The organism is Moorella glycerini, from assembly GCF_009735625.1.
Classification (GTDB): Bacteria; Bacillota; DSM-521; order Neomoorellales; family Neomoorellaceae; genus Neomoorella; species Neomoorella glycerini.
In genome coordinates this window covers 1,252,508-1,270,132 of the sequence record NZ_CP046244.1, presented here as the reverse complement: position 1 = coordinate 1,270,132, position 17,625 = coordinate 1,252,508, and the positions used below count along the sequence as shown (strand labels likewise).

Below are 17,625 nucleotides of genomic sequence, written 5' to 3'. Positions count from 1 at the left end.
CGCATCCAACAGATCGCGCGGAGGCGTCCGGCTCTTGAAAGACTAAAGCGCTGGACCACTTAACGGTCAACGTAAGGCGGGAACTTTTATGGTTCTCCTTAAGGCCACGCCTTACGCCCGGTTCAAGTGCCGTTCTCCCGTCCGGGTGAGACCCCCGGGGCCGAGGTCTCCCTGTCGCGAAGCCTGTTCCCAGGGGCAGGCAAATCAAATCCGAAAGGAGCGAAAAGCCTGGTCATGGGGAGGCCGCCTATCAAGAATTGGTACAATGTATCAAGACTTGTTAGGTTTTTTGAGCCAGGAATCTATACATGACAACATACTGGCAAGCCAAAGGAAAGATAAATACAGAAGGGACGGTGAAATTGGCCCTGGAACGGGCCAGGCAGCTGGGGCTAAAGGATGTGGTTGTTGCTTCGGCAACCGGCTACAGCGCCTCGCTGTGCCTGGGGAATAACGACTTAAATATCGTTTGCGTTACCCACCAGGCCGGTTTTAAAAATCCGGGGGAAATAGAAATGGATGCGGCCACGCGCCGGCGCCTGGAGGATGGGGGGATTAAAGTCCTGACCACCACCCACCTGCTGGCCGGCCTGGACCGCGCCCTGCGCTTCAGTTTCCAGGGCATTTACCCGGCCGAAATTATCGCCAATACCCTGCGTCTCTTTGGCCAGGGCACCAAGGTGGCCGTCGAGGTTGCCGGCATGGCCCTGGACGCTGGTCTCATACCGGCGGGGGTGGATGTCATTGCCCTGGGCGGCAGCAACGAAGGTGTCGATACGGCCCTGGTTTTACGCCCGGCCCATTCCCAGGACTTTTTCGCCACCAAAATCAGAGAGATAATTTGCAAACCCAGGGAGTTTTAAAGAAAAAGGCGCCGGCCGGCGCCTGAAATCGGGGTGAAGAACTTGTGGGGGACATGGGTTAATGTCCTGGCCATCCTGGCCGGTTCCCTTTTAGGGTCCTTAATTGGCCAGCGCCTGCCCCGGCGCCTGCTGAAAACAGTTACCCAGGCCACTGGCCTGGGTATATTACTGGTGGGGCTGGCCATGGCCGCCCAGGGCAAAAATATCGTGCTGGTGATTGTCAGCCTGGTAGCCGGGGGTATTAGCGGGGAACTCCTGGATATTGAAGGGCGTTTGGCCGGCCTGGGGCGGCGCCTGGAGCTACTTCTTACCCGGGGCGGTAGCGGAGAGCTTACCCGGGCCTTTGTCGGCGCGAGTCTTCTCTACTGTGTCGGTGCTATGGCCATTATGGGTTCCCTGGAGGCTGGTTTACGTGGCAATTACAATACCCTTTATGCCAAGGCTCTGCTGGACGGCATCCTGGCCGTTACCATGAGTACCACCCTGGGCTGGGGAGTGGCCCTGGCGGCCCTGCCGGTGCTTGTTTACCAGGGCAGTTTGACCCTCATGGCCGCCTGGCTGCAGAACTACCTGACGCCAGCAGTAACCGAAATTACTGCCAGCGGCGGATTGCTCATTATCGCCATTGCCCTTGGAGTACTGAAGATAAAGGAGATCCCCGCCGGTAACCTTTTACCAGCCCTTGTCTTTGCTGCCCTGCTGTCCTTATGGTGGCACTAAAAAAGCTAACCCTTTGACCTGTCGCTGGCAGGCAAGGGGTTAGCTTAGGTCACCATACCTTTACGGCCCGGGCGGCAGCCAGGGCGGCGGCGTAGACTTCCTTTACAGGCACGCCGGCGGCCAGGGCGGCCCGGCGGCAGGATTCATATTCCGGGGCTACGTTAGTGATTGCCCGGCCCTCAGGATCATGGTAAAGCCCCCATTTGACGGTAACCGGTCCGTAGGGAGTCAGCACCTCGGTACTCCGTCGCTGGCAGACCAGGCGCTGGTCGCGGCGGAAGCGCAGGCCCAGGGTGCTGGAATGGCGGAAGATGGCCGCCGCTACTGAGGCCAGGCGGTTTTCCGGGCAGAGGGCTGTAAAGAGAACGCCGGGGCGACCTTTCTTCATCTGTACCGGCGTAAAGTAGGCATCCACGGCCCCGGCAGCCAGGACCTGCTCCATGAGGACGGGGAAAAACTCGGGGTTCATGTCATCAATGGTCGTCTCGATGACCAGGCTGCTCTCCTCTCCTTCTAGCTGTTTTTCGGTAATTTCTCCCAGGGCCAGGCGCAGGAGGTTGGGATGCGCAAGAAGGGTTTTCCCGGCGCCAAAGCCAACGCTGGTCAAATCCATGGCCGGGAAAGGACCGAAAGCTTCGGCCAGGGTGGTGATGAGGGCCGCGCCGGTGGGGGTTACCAGCTCGGCTTTATCTTCAGTGCCGTAAACAGGGTAACCCTGGAGCAGGTAAAGGGTCGCCGGTGCCGGTACCGGTAGCTTGCCGTGATGGCATTCGACCCAGCCGCAGCCCAGGGGCAGGGGTGATGCTATAACCCGCTCAATACCCAGGAGGTTCAGGCCCAGGACGGTGCCCACAATATCGATAATGGCATCGACGGCCCCGACTTCATGGAAGTGGACCTTTTCGGGACTGATGCCGTGCACCTGGCCCTCAGCCCGGGCTAGGTGCCGGAAGACAGCCGTTGCTTTTTCCCGTACCGGCGCAGGCAACGGGCTGTTATTGATCAGTTCCAGGATATCTTCCAGGTGGCGGTGGGGCTGGTGACCGGACACCTGCACAGCTACATCTATGGCCGCAATACCCTGCTGCTTGACTTTACTGACCTTTAATTCCCATCCCTCCAGGGCCAGGCCTTTTAAGCCCGCCACCAGTTCATCCCGGGAGAGGCCGTTGGCCAGCAGGGCCCCCAGGCACATATCACCGCTGATACCGGAAAAGCAGTCAAAGTAGGCGACTTTCATTTTTCTCCCCCTGCTTTAAGCATTGTGCCTTACTACCCGTTCCACCGGGCTAAGCACGGCATTCATGCTGCCGCTGCGGAAGCCTTCTAAATCTAGGGTGATATAGGTAAACCCGAGTTCGTGGAGACAGTTAACCAGCTTTTCCCGGACACTTGTATCAATGAGAAGGGCAAAGGCGGATGGGTTTACCTCCAGGCGGGCAACGGCGCCGTGATGACGTACCCGGATTTCCCTTAGACCCAGCTGGCGTAAGAAAGCTTCGGCAGCAGCCACTTGCTCCAGTTTTTCCGGTGTAATGGCCTGGCCGTAGGGGATGCGGGAGGAAAGGCAGGCCATGGAAGGCTTATCCCAGTTGGGCAGGCTTAAGTATCTTGCCAGCCGGCGGATCTCCTCTTTGGTCAGGCCTGCTTCCTGCAGGGGGCTGCGGACGCCGAACTCTCTGGCCGCCCGGCTACCAGGGCGGAAATCGCTGCTGTCATCGGCATTGGCGCCATCAACTATTACTTTCAGTCCGTGTTCCCGGGCCAGTTCCTGCAAGGTAGCAAAAAGTTCCTTTTTGCAATGGTAGCAGCGTTCCGGCGGGTTAGCAGTAAAGGCAGGGTTTGCCATTTCTTTGGTATTTATTACCATATGCGAGATACCAAGTTCCCGCGCCAGCCGGGTAGCGGCTTCTATTTCCACCTGGGGATAAGTGGGTGAAGCGGCCGTTACCGCCAGGACCCTGGCTGGCGTCATACTGGCTACCTTGAGTAAAAGGCTGCTGTCAACACCACCGGAATAGGCCACCAGGATGGCTTCCATGCCTGCTAAATTATTTTGCAGGTGTTCCAGTTTGGCAGCTAGATCAGCAGTTATCATTAATATCACCACGCTTTAATTTATTTATAGGCATATAGACTTTCTTCTTCTACCTTAATAAATCCTGCTGGATTTATTTTTTTCGGGATGATAGAATTTGCATACTTGCAGATACAGGTTCTCTCGGGATAGCATGATATTAGCGGTAGTTAACCAGTTTATTTTTGCGAAAGGTAAGTTTAAATAACAGGAAAATGGCATTTCATGTGGAAATAAATCCTTTGCTGTAATTTAGTAGGGAGGATTTTGCCTTGGCGGCACTTACTTCTTTACTGGCACCCTATTATATCCCTATCCTCCTGGGGCTGGCCGGCTTGCAATTGCTTATCATCCTTTTTCTCTGGTATAACCATGCTGAGGTAAGGCGCCTGGAAGGACGCATCAAGCGTTTAGCTGAAACTGGCGAAGGCCACGACCTGACTGCCGTCCTGGCGCGCTTTCATGACCTCGGGGAGATAAAGAAAGCCCTTGAACAGGTGCACGAAAAGGCAGCCGATCTCCAGGTGGGCCTGGAAAAAAGTTTCAGCCGCATGGGCTTGATCCGCTTTAATGCCTTTCCCGATACCGGCAGCGATTTGAGTTTTGCCCTGGCCCTCCTTAACAGGGAAGGGCACGGTTTTATCCTCACCAGCCTTTATGCCCGGGACGAGACTCGCGTCTTTATTAAACCCGTTCACGGTGGGCGTTCGACTTACCGCCTGAGCGAAGAGGAAGAAAAGGCCCTGGCCATGGCCCTCGGCTTGCTGACGCCGGAAAAGGCAGCCAGTTAGGGGGATCCGGGTTTGAAGGGTAGCCGGCGTGATCGTTACTTTACGCTAATGCTTGTCCCGGAAGGGCGCCGGGGAGTTTATCGCTATTTACTCCCGGCATGGTTTTTCCAGGTCGCGGTCGTAATGGCCATACTGCTTATTATAGCCTTAATTACAGCCGCAGGAGCAGTATATCACCTGCACAAAAGGGTTGCCGAGCTTAGAGTTATTGACCAGATCAATGCCAGCCAGGCCGCCCAGATTATGCAACTGGAGGAACAGGCCAGGGCTTTACAGGAAAAAATCCAGGGCATCGACGAACTGGATGCCCGGGTAAGGTCCTTGCTGGGCCTGGGCCAGGGAGGCGGTGGGCGCCCCAGTGAAGCTTCCCGGGGTGGCCGTTTAAGACCACGGGAACAGGAACAAACTTTAAACCAGGTACGTTCTATCCTGAACGGCGTAGCCCGGGAAACTCCCCGCCAGGAGGTCAAACTCAAAGAACTGGCCCGGGAAATGGAACAGCACCTGGCTTACCTGGCAGCCCTGCCCTCCCACTGGCCGGTAAGGGGGCCGGTTTCTTCCCCTTTTGGCTACCGGGATTCCCCCTTTGGCCGGCGGGAAGAATTTCATGAAGGCATTGATATTGCCGCTGCCTATGGCGCGGAGGTCCAGGCTGCTGGCAACGGCCGGGTGGTTTTTGCCGGCTGGATGCCGGTTTATGGACGTGCCATTATCATTGATCACGGCTATGGGCTAACAAGTATGTATGGCCATAATTCTGAACTCTTAGTTAAAACGGGAGAACAGGTAGTGCGCGGCCAGCCTATCGCCAGGGTGGGCAGCAGCGGTCGCAGTACCGGTCCCCACTTGCACTTTCAAGTGAAACTATATGACCAGTTACAGGATCCCTTAAAATATCTTTCGGGAGGAGCCCCTCATGGGGGCTGACGACCCCGCCAGCAAACGGTTAAGATTTGCCTGGGCGTTAGGGTGGGGGTATGTCCCGGAGCCGCGAATAGTGGAGCGCCGGTAACAGGACAGGCGAGGTGAGGCAACCGCTGCCGGAGCCGAGGACGCCTGAGCGTACCTTTGTGAGAGAACGACGTAATCTCATAGAAGGAGTAAAGTTGGCGGAACCAGGAGCCTGTTCATGGGCAATCCGCAGGCGACGAGCAGCGGTCCGAACCGAGCCGTCGTCCTGTCGGCGCGTAACTCCTGAGCGGCGGAGGGACATATCCCCACCAGAAGACACCAATTCTGGCAGAACCCTATTTCCGGAGGAGCCCCCCATGGGGGCTGGCGCCCCCTCCACGACACATGAAATAGGTGATAGTATAAGTTAAAACACTGCCATGAAAAGGATCGATTTCGCTCTGGTGCCGGACAAGGAGCCCGAGGAGGAGTCTGATCCAGACACCTTTAGGAACCACGAACTGTAAAGCAGGCCTCAACAAGGTAAAGTACCCGCCTTGGAAGGCTGAGCACGTGGAGGAGATTCTTAGACCATGGAGGTGTCTCTTGGCAGTAGTTAAATAAAAAATAAAAAAGAAAGAGGGGAAAGCAAGAAACCACGAAATGGAAGTAGTGTATGAACGCTGCTGTGGGCTAGATGTCCACAAGAAAAAGGTAGTGGCGTGTCTGATCACGCCAGGAGAAAAACAACTAAAACAAGAAATAAGAACCTTTGGCACCATGACCGAAGACTTAGAAGGGTTACGGGGATGGCTTTTAGAAAACGGAGTTACTGCCGTAGCCATGGAAAGCACCGGAGTATATTGGAAACCGATATACAACATTTTAGAAGGCCAAATACCAGAATTAATATTGATCAACCCCGAACACTTTAAAGCCTTAAAGGGGAAGAAAACCGACTGCAAAGACGCGGTGTGGCTAGCCGAACTTTTAAGGCATGGCCTGCTAGCAGGAAGCTTTATCCCGCCGAAAGAAATAAGGGAATTAAGGGAGTTAACCAGGTATAGGGCGGCTTTGGTAGCAGAACACAGCCGCGAGGTGCAAAGGGTCCAAAAGCAGCTAGAAAACAGCAATATCAAATTAAGTTCAGTAGCCACAGATATCATGGGCGTATCAGGGCGAGAGATACTAAAAGCGATGCTTAACGGGAACGAAGATCCAAAAGAACTAGCGCAAATGGCCAGGGGGAAATTACGCAAGAAGATACCAGAACTAGAAAAAGCCCTGGAGGGGAAAATAGAAGAACATACCCGGCTATTGTTGAAACAACAACTAGAGCACCTGGAGTTTTTAGAGCAACAAATCGAAGAACTAAATGCCGAAATCGAAAAAAGGATGGAGCCTTTTTTCGAAGAAGCGGGGAGACTAGCTGAAGTAAACGGCATAAAAAAAGAAGCAGCCCAGGATATAATTGCCGAAATAGGCGTCGACATGACCCCCTTTCCTGATGCTGACCATTTAGCCTCATGGGCAGGGGTCTGTCCCGGTAACAACGAAAGTGCCGGTAAACGAAAGAGTGGGAAAACCCGTAAAGGAAATCAACACTTAAGAGCAATATTAGTCCAATGTTCCTGGGCCGCAATACGAACAAAAGACAGCTATCTCTCCGCGAAATATCGTCGATTAGCGCCACGACTAGGCAAGAAAAAAGCCCTGCTAGCCATCGCCCATAGTCTGATAAAAATTATCTACCATCTCCTAAAAGATAAAGCCCATTACCAGGATCCAGGACCAAACTACTATACCAAAGAAGAACGAGAACGCCGAATAAGGCGGTTAGTAAAGCAAATAGAAGCCCAAGGTTACACAGTAACTCTAGAAGAAAAGCCTTCTGTTGCCTAGTTTTAAAAAAAGCCAAAGGAAAGATAAATGCTAGGTGCAAGCATGCAATGGTAAAAAGACACATTTTAGTATAGCTATACCGCCAGAGTAAAGTTTATACAGCAATAACGCACACTAATTATTTCCACTAAAGTGAAATATGGGCTGAACTGTAAGCCTTAGTGATTTCGGAGGAGGTCGCCGGCAGTGCTGGGGAAAAAGAATGACGCCGTTGCGGCAACGGTAGATACGGTCATTGGTAAGGGGGCTAAAATAACCGGCAAACTGGTGGCGGAAGGCGCCGTCCGCATCGACGGTAATTTGGAAGGCGAGGTAAGTACCGAGGGTGACCTGGTGGTCGGGGAAAGCGGCCAGGTGGTAGCCACGGTCAGGGCCCGCAACCTGCTGGTGGTGGGAGCCATCAAAGGCGATGTAGTAACCACAGGTCAACTGGAAATTGCCCCGACGGGCAAGGTGGAGGGCGATGTCCAGACGGTGCGGCTGATTGTCGAACCCGGCGGTTTGCTCCAGGGCCACTGCCAGATGCCCTTAGCGGCCGACTCCTAGCCTGGAAGGAGCTTATACCGGGCTCTGCCGGGCCAGGCCCGTGGGACCTGCTGCGCCTCCGGCCGGGAGAATACATACATAGCCAGGTAAATAAGGGAAAAGCTATTACTACTTCTCTTTTCCCGGGGGGTTAGACCCGCATGCTCTTTAAAGATCGCCACGATGCCGGTTGCCGGCTGGCCAGGGCCCTGCAGGTTTACCGGGGCCAGCAACCCCTGGTGCTGGCCGTGCCCAGGGGTGGGGTGGTAGTCGCCGCGCCCATCGTCGCGGCCCTGGCAGGGGAAGTGGATTTGATTATCCCCCGCAAAGTGGGCCTGCCGGGCAATCCGGAACTGGCTGTAGCCGCCGTGGCGCCGAACGGTACAGTTTTATACAACGAACCCGTTATGCGCTCTTTAAATCTGCTGCCGGCCGATCTTAAAGACCTCATCGGGCGGGAATTGGCAGAAATCAAACGGCGGCTGGAGGTTTACCGGGGTCATGAAAGTGAACCGGAAATCACCGGAAGGGTTGTTATTGTAGTAGATGACGGTATTGCTACCGGCCTGACTATAGAGGCGGCCTTGCAATCGGTAAAGCAGGCCAACCCCGGGCGGCTGGTCCTGGCCGTACCGGTGGCCCCGCCGGAAACCGTGGCACGCCTGCGGCCTCTCGTAGGAGACTTAATCTGCCTGGCAACTCCGGCGCCCTTTTACGCCGTGGGCCAGTTCTATGAAGATTTCAGCCAGGTTTCAGATGACGAGGTGGAAAATATTTTAGCGAAGTTCAAACGTGCTTCCTGATCCTACTGCAGGACCTGGGCAACGGCAATACTGCGCTGCTTGCAAACCAGGCACACACCCTGGTAAATGGCGCTGGCAATTTGCTGGGCCATGCGCATGACAATGGACAGGCGGGTATTCTGGAGGACAAAATATTCCATGTAGCCGCCGACGTTGACAATGCCCGTAAAGTGAATGTCTCCTACAGCCGGGAGATTTTTATTCACCCCGGCGCCGGGTCTTAAAGCCCCCGGGGCCAGGGTAATGGTGCCGACATTTTCCGCCTGTCCCAGGCAGGCATCAACGGCGATGATTATGGGATCAGGATGGTGGGTCTTAATATAGGCCAGTTTTTCCGTCAGGTTGCTGGCGTGAACTGGCTCGTCCAGGGTCCCGTACACCGCAAAGGGCAAACTGGGCATGCGTAAAAGATTGGTGCCTACCAGGGGCCCCAGGCAGTCACCCGTTGAACGATCAGTACCAATACATACAACGACAATGGGTTGTTTACCCTGAGGGTTAAGCTCCTGCAGGTGCCCAGCCAGGGTCTGGCTTAATTTTTCCACTGCCACGGGGTCCTGGTAGTAATATTTAATCTTAGGAGGGAGGGTTGCCTCAGGTTGATTAGAGGTGAAAAAAGGTAACAGTGCCATACCTTACCTCCTGAGAAACCTTGTGCCTAGAGTATATGCCGGAATCAGCTTTTTTATACTATAGGACGACCCTCCTGGCATATTAATGTACAAAGATTGAGGGAGGGTGGTCCTGATCCTTAGGGACGAACTGGCTGTAGCCGTAGCGGTAGTGGGAACCATGGTCGGGGCCGGCTTTGCTTCCGGCCAGGAACTGGTCCAGTTTTTCGTGATCCTGGGGCCGCAGGCCCCGGCGGCCATAATTTTAATGGGGACCCTTTTAATCCTGGCTACCAGCCAGGTACGCCGCCTGGCCCTGAAGTGGCGTACTAACTCTTACCATGATTTCCTGGTGGTACTCCTGGGCAACTGGGAGAAACCGGCCGACCTGGCCACAGGCGCCTTCCTGTTTGGTGGCCTGGCTATTATGCTGGCCGGGTCCGGCGCCGTGGCCCGGCAGTATTTTGGTTTCGCGCCCATTACCGGGATTCTGGCCTGCATTGTCCTGGCTTTCCTGGCCAGCCTGGGCCAGGGCCGCGGCCTGCTGCTTTTAAATGCCCTGCTGGTACCGGTTATGCTGGTAATTATGACTGTAACCGCTGCTGTTGCCATCATGTCCCGGCCAGGGCCATTTGCTGCTGCCCCGCCTGCACCACCAGGGGGGCTCATCAGCAGCAACTGGGTCCTCAACGCCTGCCTCTACGTTACTTATAATATGGCTGGTGTTGCGGTTTTACTTACCTCCCTGCCGGCCTCCCGCCAGGGGGTCCTGGGGGCCGGCCTGGGCGGGCTTGTGCTGGGCGTCCTGGCGTACTTGCTGGTGACGGCCCTGGCGGTTTTAAGTCCTGCGGGCCTGCGGGCAGAACTACCTTTATTGTACCTGGTGTCCGGCCTGCAACCCGGACTTTTTCACCTTTATGCCCTGGCCCTCTGGCTGGCTATCGTGACGACGGCGGCAAGTGATCTTTACGGGCTGGCGACAAGGCTGGGGCAAATTCCCGCCCTTCCACCCTGGCGGGCGGCGGTAGTAATTCTCATCCTGGCTTTGCCGGTGGCTACTTGTGGCTTTATCAACCTGGTAAGCTGGATTTACCCCCTTTTCGGTTACCTGGGCCTGTGCTTGTTAATCCTCTCTTTAATACGCCGTCTTTAAGATGCAGGACAGGCAGGATTTTAGCTCTTGTTTGTCGAAAAAATCTTTAAAAAACCTGGGAGGGAGTGAAGGATATGAAGGCAGACCACCCGGGAAACTGGCGCTGGGGGTGGTCGCGAGTAGTACTGGTATTATTGCTACTGGTACAGGTTGTGCTTAGCGGCGGTTGTTTCAGCAAACCCAAACCTGCTACCCAGGATTTGCCCGGCAAAACTGCCAAAGAGAGACGCCCGTTGTTATATGACAGGGAATTGAGCCAGGTTTTAGTGTATTACCTGACCCGGGATGGAGCTTATCTGGTACCGGTAACGGTTACCTTTAACCCGACCCGCGAAGTAGCTAAAGTAGCGGTGGAAAAACTCCTCGCCGGTCCCCAGGTGGATGGTTTAAAGGGAGTAATACCGGACGGCGTTAAGCTGAGGGATGTTTATCTTTTAGATAACCAGCAGACGGTATATGTAGATTTAACAAAAGAATTGTTGCAGGTGAAGGATAGCGGGCAGGCAGAAAGGGCGATTAAAGCCCTGGTTTTAACTTTGACCGGTCTGGATAATGTGCGCTATGTACAAGTTCTGGTCGAGGGGCAGGCTGTGCCGGAGGTTGGCGGGGTAAAACTTGATCCACCCCTGGCCCGGCCGGCCACAATTAACAGCCTCTTAAAAAAAGATAACCAGCAGGGTGTCCAGGTCTACTTTAATGACGCCAGCGCCAACTTCCTGGTACCGGTCACAGTGGCGCTGCCGCCCGGAGCCACGGGAAGCGATCTGCCCCGGGCGGCTATCCTGGCCTTGCTGGCCGGGCCGCCGCCGGATAGCAGGCTGGTGCGGACCATCTGGCCCGGGACCAGGCTCCTGGATTTAAAAATTGAGCACGGCCTGGCCACTGTGAATTTCAGTCGCGAGGTAACAGGCTATGGCGGGGGTAGTACGGCCGAAACCGCCCTTCTTAATTCCCTCCTCTTTACCTTAACCCAGTTCCCGGAGATTAACAGGGTACAGCTGTTGATTGAGGGGCAGAAACGCGAATATTTACCGGAGGGCTCAGCTATTGACAAACCCCTGTCCCGGCCGGAGCAATTAAATTTTCTTAAACACTAGTGGAGATTAATGGGGATGCGCCGCTGCCGCTGGTTTTCTGCCCTGGGTATACGGACCTCCAGGATACCGTTTTTATAAGTCGCCGTTGCTTTTTCCGGTTCTACCTTGGCTGGCAGGCTGACGGTCCGGGCAAAGGTACCGTAAAAGCGCTCGGCGCGGTGGTAATTCTGATCCTCTGTTTCTTCGCTGCGGCGAATTTCACCCCGAATGGCCAGGGTGTCTTCGGTGGCAGTGATCTCCACATCGTCCTTGGATGTCAGGCCCGGTAATTCTGCCGTGGCCACCACTTCCCTGTCGGTCTGGTAGATGTCAAAGCGGGGGCCGACTTCCCAGAGGCCGGGCATGAGGTTACGGAACATGGCCTCGCGGATATCGGCCAGTTCGCGCCAGGGGCGCCAGGGAGCGATACTCATGGGGAAAACCTCCTTTGGCAAGTATTCTTAAGCTATATTTTTTAACCAGCAGCCGGAGTTTATAACCCGGCGGGGAAAACTTTACGCGGAACTGGTACCTGTACCGGTTCCACATTTTTTAGCTTATGGTTATAATAACGATAGTTCGTTTTTGCCAGACCGCCGTTTTCCTATTTCAATTTTTGGAGGCAACCATGGAACAGCCCAAAAACCTTTTGCGGCAATTACCGGCAGTAGACCAGATGTTGCGGCATCCCCTGCTCCGGGAATTATCCCAACAAGACCATAACCTGGTGGTAGCCTGTACCCGCCAGGTCCTGGCTGGCTGGCGGGAGAAAATACTGGCTGCAGGAATTGAGCCGCCGGACCCGGAAGAGCTGGCGCGGGAAATAAGGAACAGGTACAAAGCCAGCAGCCGCAGCAGCCTGCGAGCGGTCATTAATGCTACCGGTATTGTTTTACATACCAACCTGGGCCGGTCTGTTTTAAGCCAGGCCGCTGCGGAAGCAGCCCTGATGGCAGCCCGGCGCTATACCAACCTGGAATTTAACCTGGCAAGGGGACAGCGGGGTAACCGTTATGATCATGTGGCCGGTTTGCTCCAGGAACTGACCGGTGCCGAAGCAGCCCTGGTGGTTAACAACAACGCTGCCGCCGTCTTCCTAAGCCTGGCCACCCTGGCTGCCGGCAGGGAGACCATTATTTCCCGGGGCCAGCTGGTGGAAATCGGCGGCTCCTTCCGGGTACCTGAGGTTATGGCCCAGAGCGGCACCAGGCTGGTAGAAGTGGGTACTACCAATAAGACCTACCTGCGGGACTACGAGGCTGCCATGGGGCCGGATACAGCCCTCCTCCTCAAAGTTCACCCCAGCAATTATCGCATCCAGGGCTTTACCCATGAGGTGACCACGGCCGAACTGGTTGACCTGGGCCGGCGCCGGCAGGTACCCGTCATGGAAGACCTGGGCAGCGGTTTTCTGGTGGACCTGGAGAACTACGGCATTTCCGGCGAACCGACTGTGCAGGCAGAAATTAAACAGGGAGTAGACCTTTTAACCTTCAGCGGGGACAAGTTGCTGGGCGGGCCGCAGGCGGGGATTATCCTGGGCCGCCGGGAACTGGTGGCCGCCATTGCCCGTCACCCTTTAACCCGCGCCCTGCGGGTTGATAAAATGACCCTGGCCGCCCTGGAGACAACCCTGCGGGTTTATCGTCACCCGGACCGGGCCGTCCGGGAGATCCCCACCCTGGCCGCCCTGGTAGCCCGGCCGGAGGCCTTACGCCGGCAGGCGGAACAGTTGCAGGCCTTGCTGGCAGGAGTGCTGGGTGCCCGGGCGCGGGTAGGCATAAAAGCGATCACCTCCCAGGCCGGAGGTGGTTCCCTGCCGTTAACTGAACTGCCGTCCTGGGGTGTAACCGTCAAACCGGAGCAGTTGACGATAGAGGAGCTGGCCGGGCGCCTGCGGCAAACAGATCCGCCGGTAGTGGCGCGGGTCCAGGACGATACCTTAATCCTTGACGTCCGCACCCTCCTGCCCGGTGAAGGAGAAGAACTGGCCCGCGCCCTGGCAGAGGCCCTGGGAGAGAAGGAGCGATAGGAACTTTGGACTACATTATTGTCGGGACTGCCGGTCATGTTGACCACGGCAAGACGGTGCTGGTCAAGGCCTTAACCGGCGTTGATACGGACCGGCTCAAAGAGGAAAAGGAACGCGGCATATCCATCGAGCTGGGCTTTGCTCCCCTGACTTTACCCAGCGGGCGCCAGTTAGGCCTGGTGGATGTACCCGGCCATGAACGTTTTATTCGCCAGATGCTGGCCGGTGTCGGCGGCATGGACCTGGTCATGCTGGTGGTGGCGGCCGACGAAGGCGTGATGCCCCAGACCAGGGAACACCTGGCCATCATTGACCTGCTGCAGGTTAAGCAGGGTATCATTGTGCTCACGAAAATCGACCTGGTGGATGCCGAGTGGCTGGAACTGGTCCGGGAAGAGGTGCGCCAGGCCGTCCGGGGAACAGTACTGGCAGACGCCCCCATCATACCTGTGTCCGCCCTGACCGGAGAAGGGATAGCCGAGCTCCTGGCCCGGCTGGAGGCCCTGGCGGCAACAACTCCACCCCGGCCGGCAAAAGGCGGGGTAAGGCTCCCCGTCGACCGGGTTTTTTCCATTACCGGTTTTGGCACGGTAGTTACCGGTACCCTCTGGTCAGGAACCATCCGGATCGGGGACGAGCTGGAGGTCCAGCCGGAAGGTATAAAGACCAAGGTCCGCAACCTCCAGGTCCATGGTAAGAATGTCAAAGAAGCCCTGGCCGGCCAGCGGGTAGCCGTAAATTTAGCCGGCATAGAAAAGGAAGCCATCAGCCGGGGCAGTTCCCTGCTGACCCCGGGCTTTTTGCGGCCTACCTATCGCCTGGATGCCAGTTTTAAGCTTTTGGCAGGCGCCCGTACCCTGGTTAACCGCAGTCGCATCCGTTTTTACCTGGGCACGGCCGAGGTTCTGGGGAGAATTATCCTCCTTGATCGTGAGGAATTAAAGGGCGGGGAAAAGGCCTTTGTTCAGCTGCTCATGGAGGAGCCGGTGGTGGCTACCCGGGCCGATCGCTTTATCTTGCGCAGCTATTCGCCCATGGAAACCATTGGCGGCGGGCTGGTCATTGACCCGGCACCGCCCCGGCACCGCCGTTTTGAGCCATCCGTCCTGGCTTCCTTAAAGCAGCGCCTGGAAGGTTCGCCGGAGGAAATCCTGGCCCAGATTGTCCGGGAGTACCGGGATGGCCTGGACTGGCAGGAAGCGGCAGCCAGGGCGGCCTTAACGCCGCAGGAAACCAGGAAATTGTTGCAGGATATGGCTACCGCGGGACAGCTCACCTTGCTGGCTGCCGATAACGACCTGTATGCGGTGAGCAATGAACGCCTGGCTGCCTGGTGGCAGGAGGCGGCCCGGGCCCTGGCTGATTTTCACCGCCAGTATCCCCTGCGTCCCGGCCTGGCCAGGGAGGAATTACGTTCCCGTTATTTCTCCCGCCTGCCGGCGCGGGCCTTCCAGGCCCTGCTGGAACGATGGTCGCGGGAAGGCCGTATTCAACTGACGGCCAGCACGGTGGCCCTGGCTGATTTTAAACCCGAGTTTAGCTCCCGGCAAAAAGAACTTTTACAAGCCCTGGCAGAACGTTACCGGTCGGCCCGCTGGCAGCCCCCTGGTTTTAATGAAGTAGCAGCTGCTTACAACCTGGTCCCGGCAGAACTGGAAGAGCTCCTTCACTACCTGACGCGGGAAGGAGTGCTGGTTAAAATCAATGACGAGTTTTACTGGCACCGGGAGGCCTTTGAGGAGGCCCTGGCGGTAGTTAAAAATTTAGGCCTGGCCGGCCCCTTTGGCCTGGCGGAAGTAAGGGACGCCCTGGGCAGCTCCCGTAAATATGTCCTGCCTTTTTTAGAGTACCTGGACCGGATAAAATTGACCCGCCGCCAGGGGGACAGGCGGGTGGTTATTGCCAATTGACAGCTCTTCAAGGGCAGGTTTATAATAAATGCAAGTGTGCCTGTTAAAGGCAAAACAACCGGAGGAGGTCATGTAAAATGGGGAGGCTTAAAAGAATCGCCCTGGTTATCCTGGTATTGCTCCTGGCGGCGGCTTTAATCACCGGCTGCGGCCAGAGCAAGTCGGGTGGCGAAAAGCAGGGAACTGCTGCTGGTAGCAACGAGATTAACATTGGCGTCAACTACGAGCTGTCGGGCGACGTGGCCACCTATGGTACCAATACCAAGAATGCCATCATGCTGGCCTTCGAGGAAATCAACAGCAAGGGGGGCGTCCTGGGGGGCAAAAAGATTAACCCCATTGTCCTGGACAACGGCAGCAAGAAAGAAGAGTCTATGAGTGTCGCTGCCAAGCTGGTAACTGAAAATAAGGTAGTTGCCCTCCTGGGACCGGCCACCACGGGCAATACCCTGGCCGCAGTACCGGTAGCTACCGACAATAAAGTACCTTTACTTACCACTTCGGCAACCAACCCCGATGTTACCGTCGACCCCCAAACTAAAAAGGTCCGCGACTATATCTTCCGCATCTGCTTTACCGATCCACCCCAGGCTATTGTTGGTGCTGAATTTGCGGCGAAAGATTTAGGGGCCAGGAAGGCGGCCATCCTTTATGACAATACCAATGACTACAGCAAGGGGTTGTACCAGGTATTTAAAGCGGAATTCACCAAAAGGGGTGGCCAGGTGGTAGCCGAAGAAAGCTTTAACCAGGGCGACCAGGATTTCCGCCCGGCCCTGACCCGCTTTAAGAACGCCGGCGCCGACCTGATTTATGTGCCCGCCTATTATGAACAGGTTGGTAAAATTATCAGCCAGGCCCGGGAACTGGGACTCACCGTGCCCATGCTGGGGGCCGACGGCTGGGATTCCCCCAAACTGGCCGAATTTGCCGGCGGGGCGGCCAACTTGAAGAACACCTACTTCACCAACCATTATTCGGCCAGCGACCCCAACCCCAAGGTCCAGGCCTTTGTCAAGGCGTATAAAGAAAAATACGGCAGCGAGCCCGATGCCTTTGCCGCCCTGGGTTACGACGCCGCCTACCTCCTGTACGATGCCATCAACCGGGCCGGCAAAGCCGATCCGCAAGCCATCCGGCAGGCCCTGGCGGATACCAAGAGCTTTGAGGGCGTTACCGGCAAGCTGAGTTTTGATGCCAACCACAACCCGGTTAAGGAAATCGCCATTATTGCCCTGGTGGATGGCAAGCAAACCTTAAAGGCTAAAATCAAACCGCAAGAATAAAACCTGGATAGACAAGCCAATGGGGGGGCCATTTTACCCCCTCATTGGACTTTATTTTGGCCTGAGACAGGAGTTGGCAGCTGTGGCCGGGTTTCTCCAGCAGGTAATTAACGGCTTATCCCTGGGCAGCATTTATGCCCTCATCGCCCTGGGCTATACCATGGTTTACGGCATTATTCAACTGATTAATTTTGCCCACGGCGACATCTTGATGGTGGGAGCTTATATCGGTTTTTTTGCGGTAGTCTATTTAAAGCTCAACATCTGGTGGGCCTTTATCATCGCCATGGCCGGCGCAAGCCTCCTGGGCGTCATTATTGAACGGGTGGCCTATAAGCCTTTACGCAATGCGCCCCGCCTGGCGGCCCTGATCACGGCCATAGGCATGTCCCTGTTGCTGGAAAACGGGGGCCTGATGGTCCTGGGGACCGACATCCGCTCTTACCCGGGTGGTATAATCACCAACAAGCAGCTACCCTTATCAGTCCTGGGCATGCAGCTGACGGCCACTACCCTGCAGCTGTTGATCCTGGCCGTTACTGTGGTGATGATGGTTGTCCTGCAGTATATTGTCCATTACACCAGGACCGGTAAAGCCATGCGGGCCGTCTCCCACGACCCGGATGCCGCCAGGCTCATGGGTATCAATGTAGATAACACCATTTCCGTTACCTTTGCCCTGGGCTCGGCCTTTGCCGCTGTGGCCGGTATTCTCCTGGGTCTCTATTACAATACCATCCAGCCATTAATGGGCATTATGCCGGGTTTAAAGGCCTTTGTGGCGGCTGTTATCGGGGGCATTGGCCTGATCCCCGGCGCCATGCTGGGGGGCTTTGCCTTAGGGGTCTTTGAAACCATGGTCAGCGGTTACTGGAGCAGTAAAATGAGGGATCCTATCGTCTTTATCCTTTTGATTTTAATCCTGCTGCTCAAGCCGGCCGGTCTACTGGGCAAGAACAACACGGAGAAGGTGTAGGTGACCGAG

The 17,625-nt window shown here is 55.9% G+C and carries 17 protein-coding genes; 13 read left to right on the top strand and 4 right to left on the bottom strand.

The window, feature by feature from the left end:
- The first annotated feature begins 308 nt into the window (after nt 1-308).
- Both MGLY_RS06330 and MGLY_RS06325 read left to right on the top strand, forming a co-directional pair.
- Nucleotides 309-863 (top strand): pyruvate kinase alpha/beta domain-containing protein, encoded by a 555-nt coding sequence (locus MGLY_RS06330; protein ID WP_156272562.1) that lies wholly within the window; start codon nt 309-311, stop codon nt 861-863.
- 33 nt (nt 864-896) lie between these two features.
- Nucleotides 897-1,583, top strand: coding sequence for a DUF554 domain-containing protein (locus tag MGLY_RS06325; RefSeq protein WP_246187425.1), 687 nt, complete (start codon nt 897-899; stop codon nt 1,581-1,583).
- 49 nt (nt 1,584-1,632) lie between these two features.
- On the opposite strand, the gene larC is transcribed toward MGLY_RS06325, so the two are convergent.
- Together larC and larE are read right to left on the bottom strand one after the other, a co-directional pair.
- The gene (gene larC, locus MGLY_RS06320) at nt 1,633-2,823 is read right to left on the bottom strand and encodes a nickel pincer cofactor biosynthesis protein LarC (protein WP_156272561.1); all 1,191 of its coding nucleotides are present in this window, start codon (nt 2,821-2,823) and stop codon (nt 1,633-1,635) included.
- A 15-nt stretch (nt 2,824-2,838) separates the two neighbouring features.
- Nucleotides 2,839-3,681 (bottom strand): ATP-dependent sacrificial sulfur transferase LarE, encoded by an 843-nt coding sequence (gene larE, locus MGLY_RS06315; RefSeq protein ID WP_156272560.1) that lies wholly within the window; start codon nt 3,679-3,681, stop codon nt 2,839-2,841.
- Nucleotides 3,682-3,932: 251 nt separating this feature from the next.
- Between larE and MGLY_RS06310 the strand changes: the two genes are divergently transcribed.
- The 5 genes from MGLY_RS06310 (at nt 3,933) to MGLY_RS06290 (ending at nt 8,572) form a co-directional block, all read left to right on the top strand.
- Complete coding sequence (locus MGLY_RS06310; protein ID WP_156272559.1) at nt 3,933-4,451, top strand: DUF4446 family protein; 519 nt, start codon at nt 3,933-3,935, stop codon at nt 4,449-4,451.
- Nucleotides 4,452-4,463: 12 nt separating this feature from the next.
- Nucleotides 4,464-5,378 (top strand): M23 family metallopeptidase, encoded by a 915-nt coding sequence (locus MGLY_RS06305; protein WP_156272558.1) that lies wholly within the window; start codon nt 4,464-4,466, stop codon nt 5,376-5,378.
- Nucleotides 5,379-6,005: 627 nt separating this feature from the next.
- Nucleotides 6,006-7,244, top strand: coding sequence for an IS110 family RNA-guided transposase (locus MGLY_RS06300; RefSeq protein ID WP_156271235.1), 1,239 nt, complete (start codon nt 6,006-6,008; stop codon nt 7,242-7,244).
- A 186-nt stretch (nt 7,245-7,430) separates the two neighbouring features.
- Nucleotides 7,431-7,790, top strand: a complete 360-nt coding sequence (locus MGLY_RS06295; protein ID WP_156272557.1) for a bactofilin family protein — start codon at nt 7,431-7,433, stop codon at nt 7,788-7,790.
- A 140-nt stretch (nt 7,791-7,930) separates the two neighbouring features.
- Nucleotides 7,931-8,572 carry a phosphoribosyltransferase gene (locus tag MGLY_RS06290; RefSeq protein WP_156272556.1) on the top strand — a complete coding sequence of 214 codons (642 nt, stop codon included), beginning with the start codon at nt 7,931-7,933 and terminating at the stop codon, nt 8,570-8,572.
- Nucleotides 8,573-8,574: 2 nt separating this feature from the next.
- Here the strand turns inward: MGLY_RS06290 and yyaC are convergent, their stop codons facing one another.
- Nucleotides 8,575-9,204 carry a spore protease YyaC gene (yyaC, locus tag MGLY_RS06285; protein ID WP_156272555.1) on the bottom strand — a complete coding sequence of 210 codons (630 nt, stop codon included), beginning with the start codon at nt 9,202-9,204 and terminating at the stop codon, nt 8,575-8,577.
- A 106-nt stretch (nt 9,205-9,310) separates the two neighbouring features.
- Between yyaC and MGLY_RS06280 the strand changes: the two genes are divergently transcribed.
- Complete coding sequence (locus MGLY_RS06280) at nt 9,311-10,336, top strand: YkvI family membrane protein (protein WP_156272554.1); 1,026 nt, start codon at nt 9,311-9,313, stop codon at nt 10,334-10,336.
- A gap of 74 nt (nt 10,337-10,410) precedes the next feature.
- Nucleotides 10,411-11,433: a GerMN domain-containing protein gene (locus MGLY_RS06275; protein ID WP_156272553.1), complete on the top strand. Its 1,023-nt coding sequence runs from the start codon at nt 10,411-10,413 to the stop codon at nt 11,431-11,433.
- On the opposite strand, the gene MGLY_RS06270 is transcribed toward MGLY_RS06275, so the two are convergent.
- Nucleotides 11,430-11,846 carry an Hsp20/alpha crystallin family protein gene (locus MGLY_RS06270; protein ID WP_156272552.1) on the bottom strand — a complete coding sequence of 139 codons (417 nt, stop codon included), beginning with the start codon at nt 11,844-11,846 and terminating at the stop codon, nt 11,430-11,432. The genes MGLY_RS06275 and MGLY_RS06270 overlap by 4 nt on opposite strands.
- Before the next feature lie 194 nt (nt 11,847-12,040).
- Here MGLY_RS06270 and selA point away from each other — a divergent pair, with 194 nt between their 5' ends.
- The 4 genes from selA (at nt 12,041) to MGLY_RS06250 (ending at nt 17,616) form a co-directional block, all read left to right on the top strand.
- Nucleotides 12,041-13,444 (top strand): L-seryl-tRNA(Sec) selenium transferase, encoded by a 1,404-nt coding sequence (gene selA / locus MGLY_RS06265; protein WP_156272551.1) that lies wholly within the window; start codon nt 12,041-12,043, stop codon nt 13,442-13,444.
- 5 nt (nt 13,445-13,449) lie between these two features.
- Nucleotides 13,450-15,354 (top strand): selenocysteine-specific translation elongation factor, encoded by a 1,905-nt coding sequence (selB, locus tag MGLY_RS06260; protein ID WP_156272550.1) that lies wholly within the window; start codon nt 13,450-13,452, stop codon nt 15,352-15,354.
- Between the two features lie 77 nt (nt 15,355-15,431).
- A complete protein-coding gene (locus tag MGLY_RS06255; RefSeq protein ID WP_156272549.1) occupies nt 15,432-16,640 on the top strand; it encodes an ABC transporter substrate-binding protein in 1,209 nt (402 codons plus the stop codon).
- A gap of 82 nt (nt 16,641-16,722) precedes the next feature.
- On the top strand, nt 16,723-17,616 hold the full coding sequence (locus MGLY_RS06250) for a branched-chain amino acid ABC transporter permease (protein ID WP_170291198.1): 894 nt from the start codon (nt 16,723-16,725) through the stop codon (nt 17,614-17,616).
- Nucleotides 17,617-17,625 lie beyond the last annotated feature (9 nt).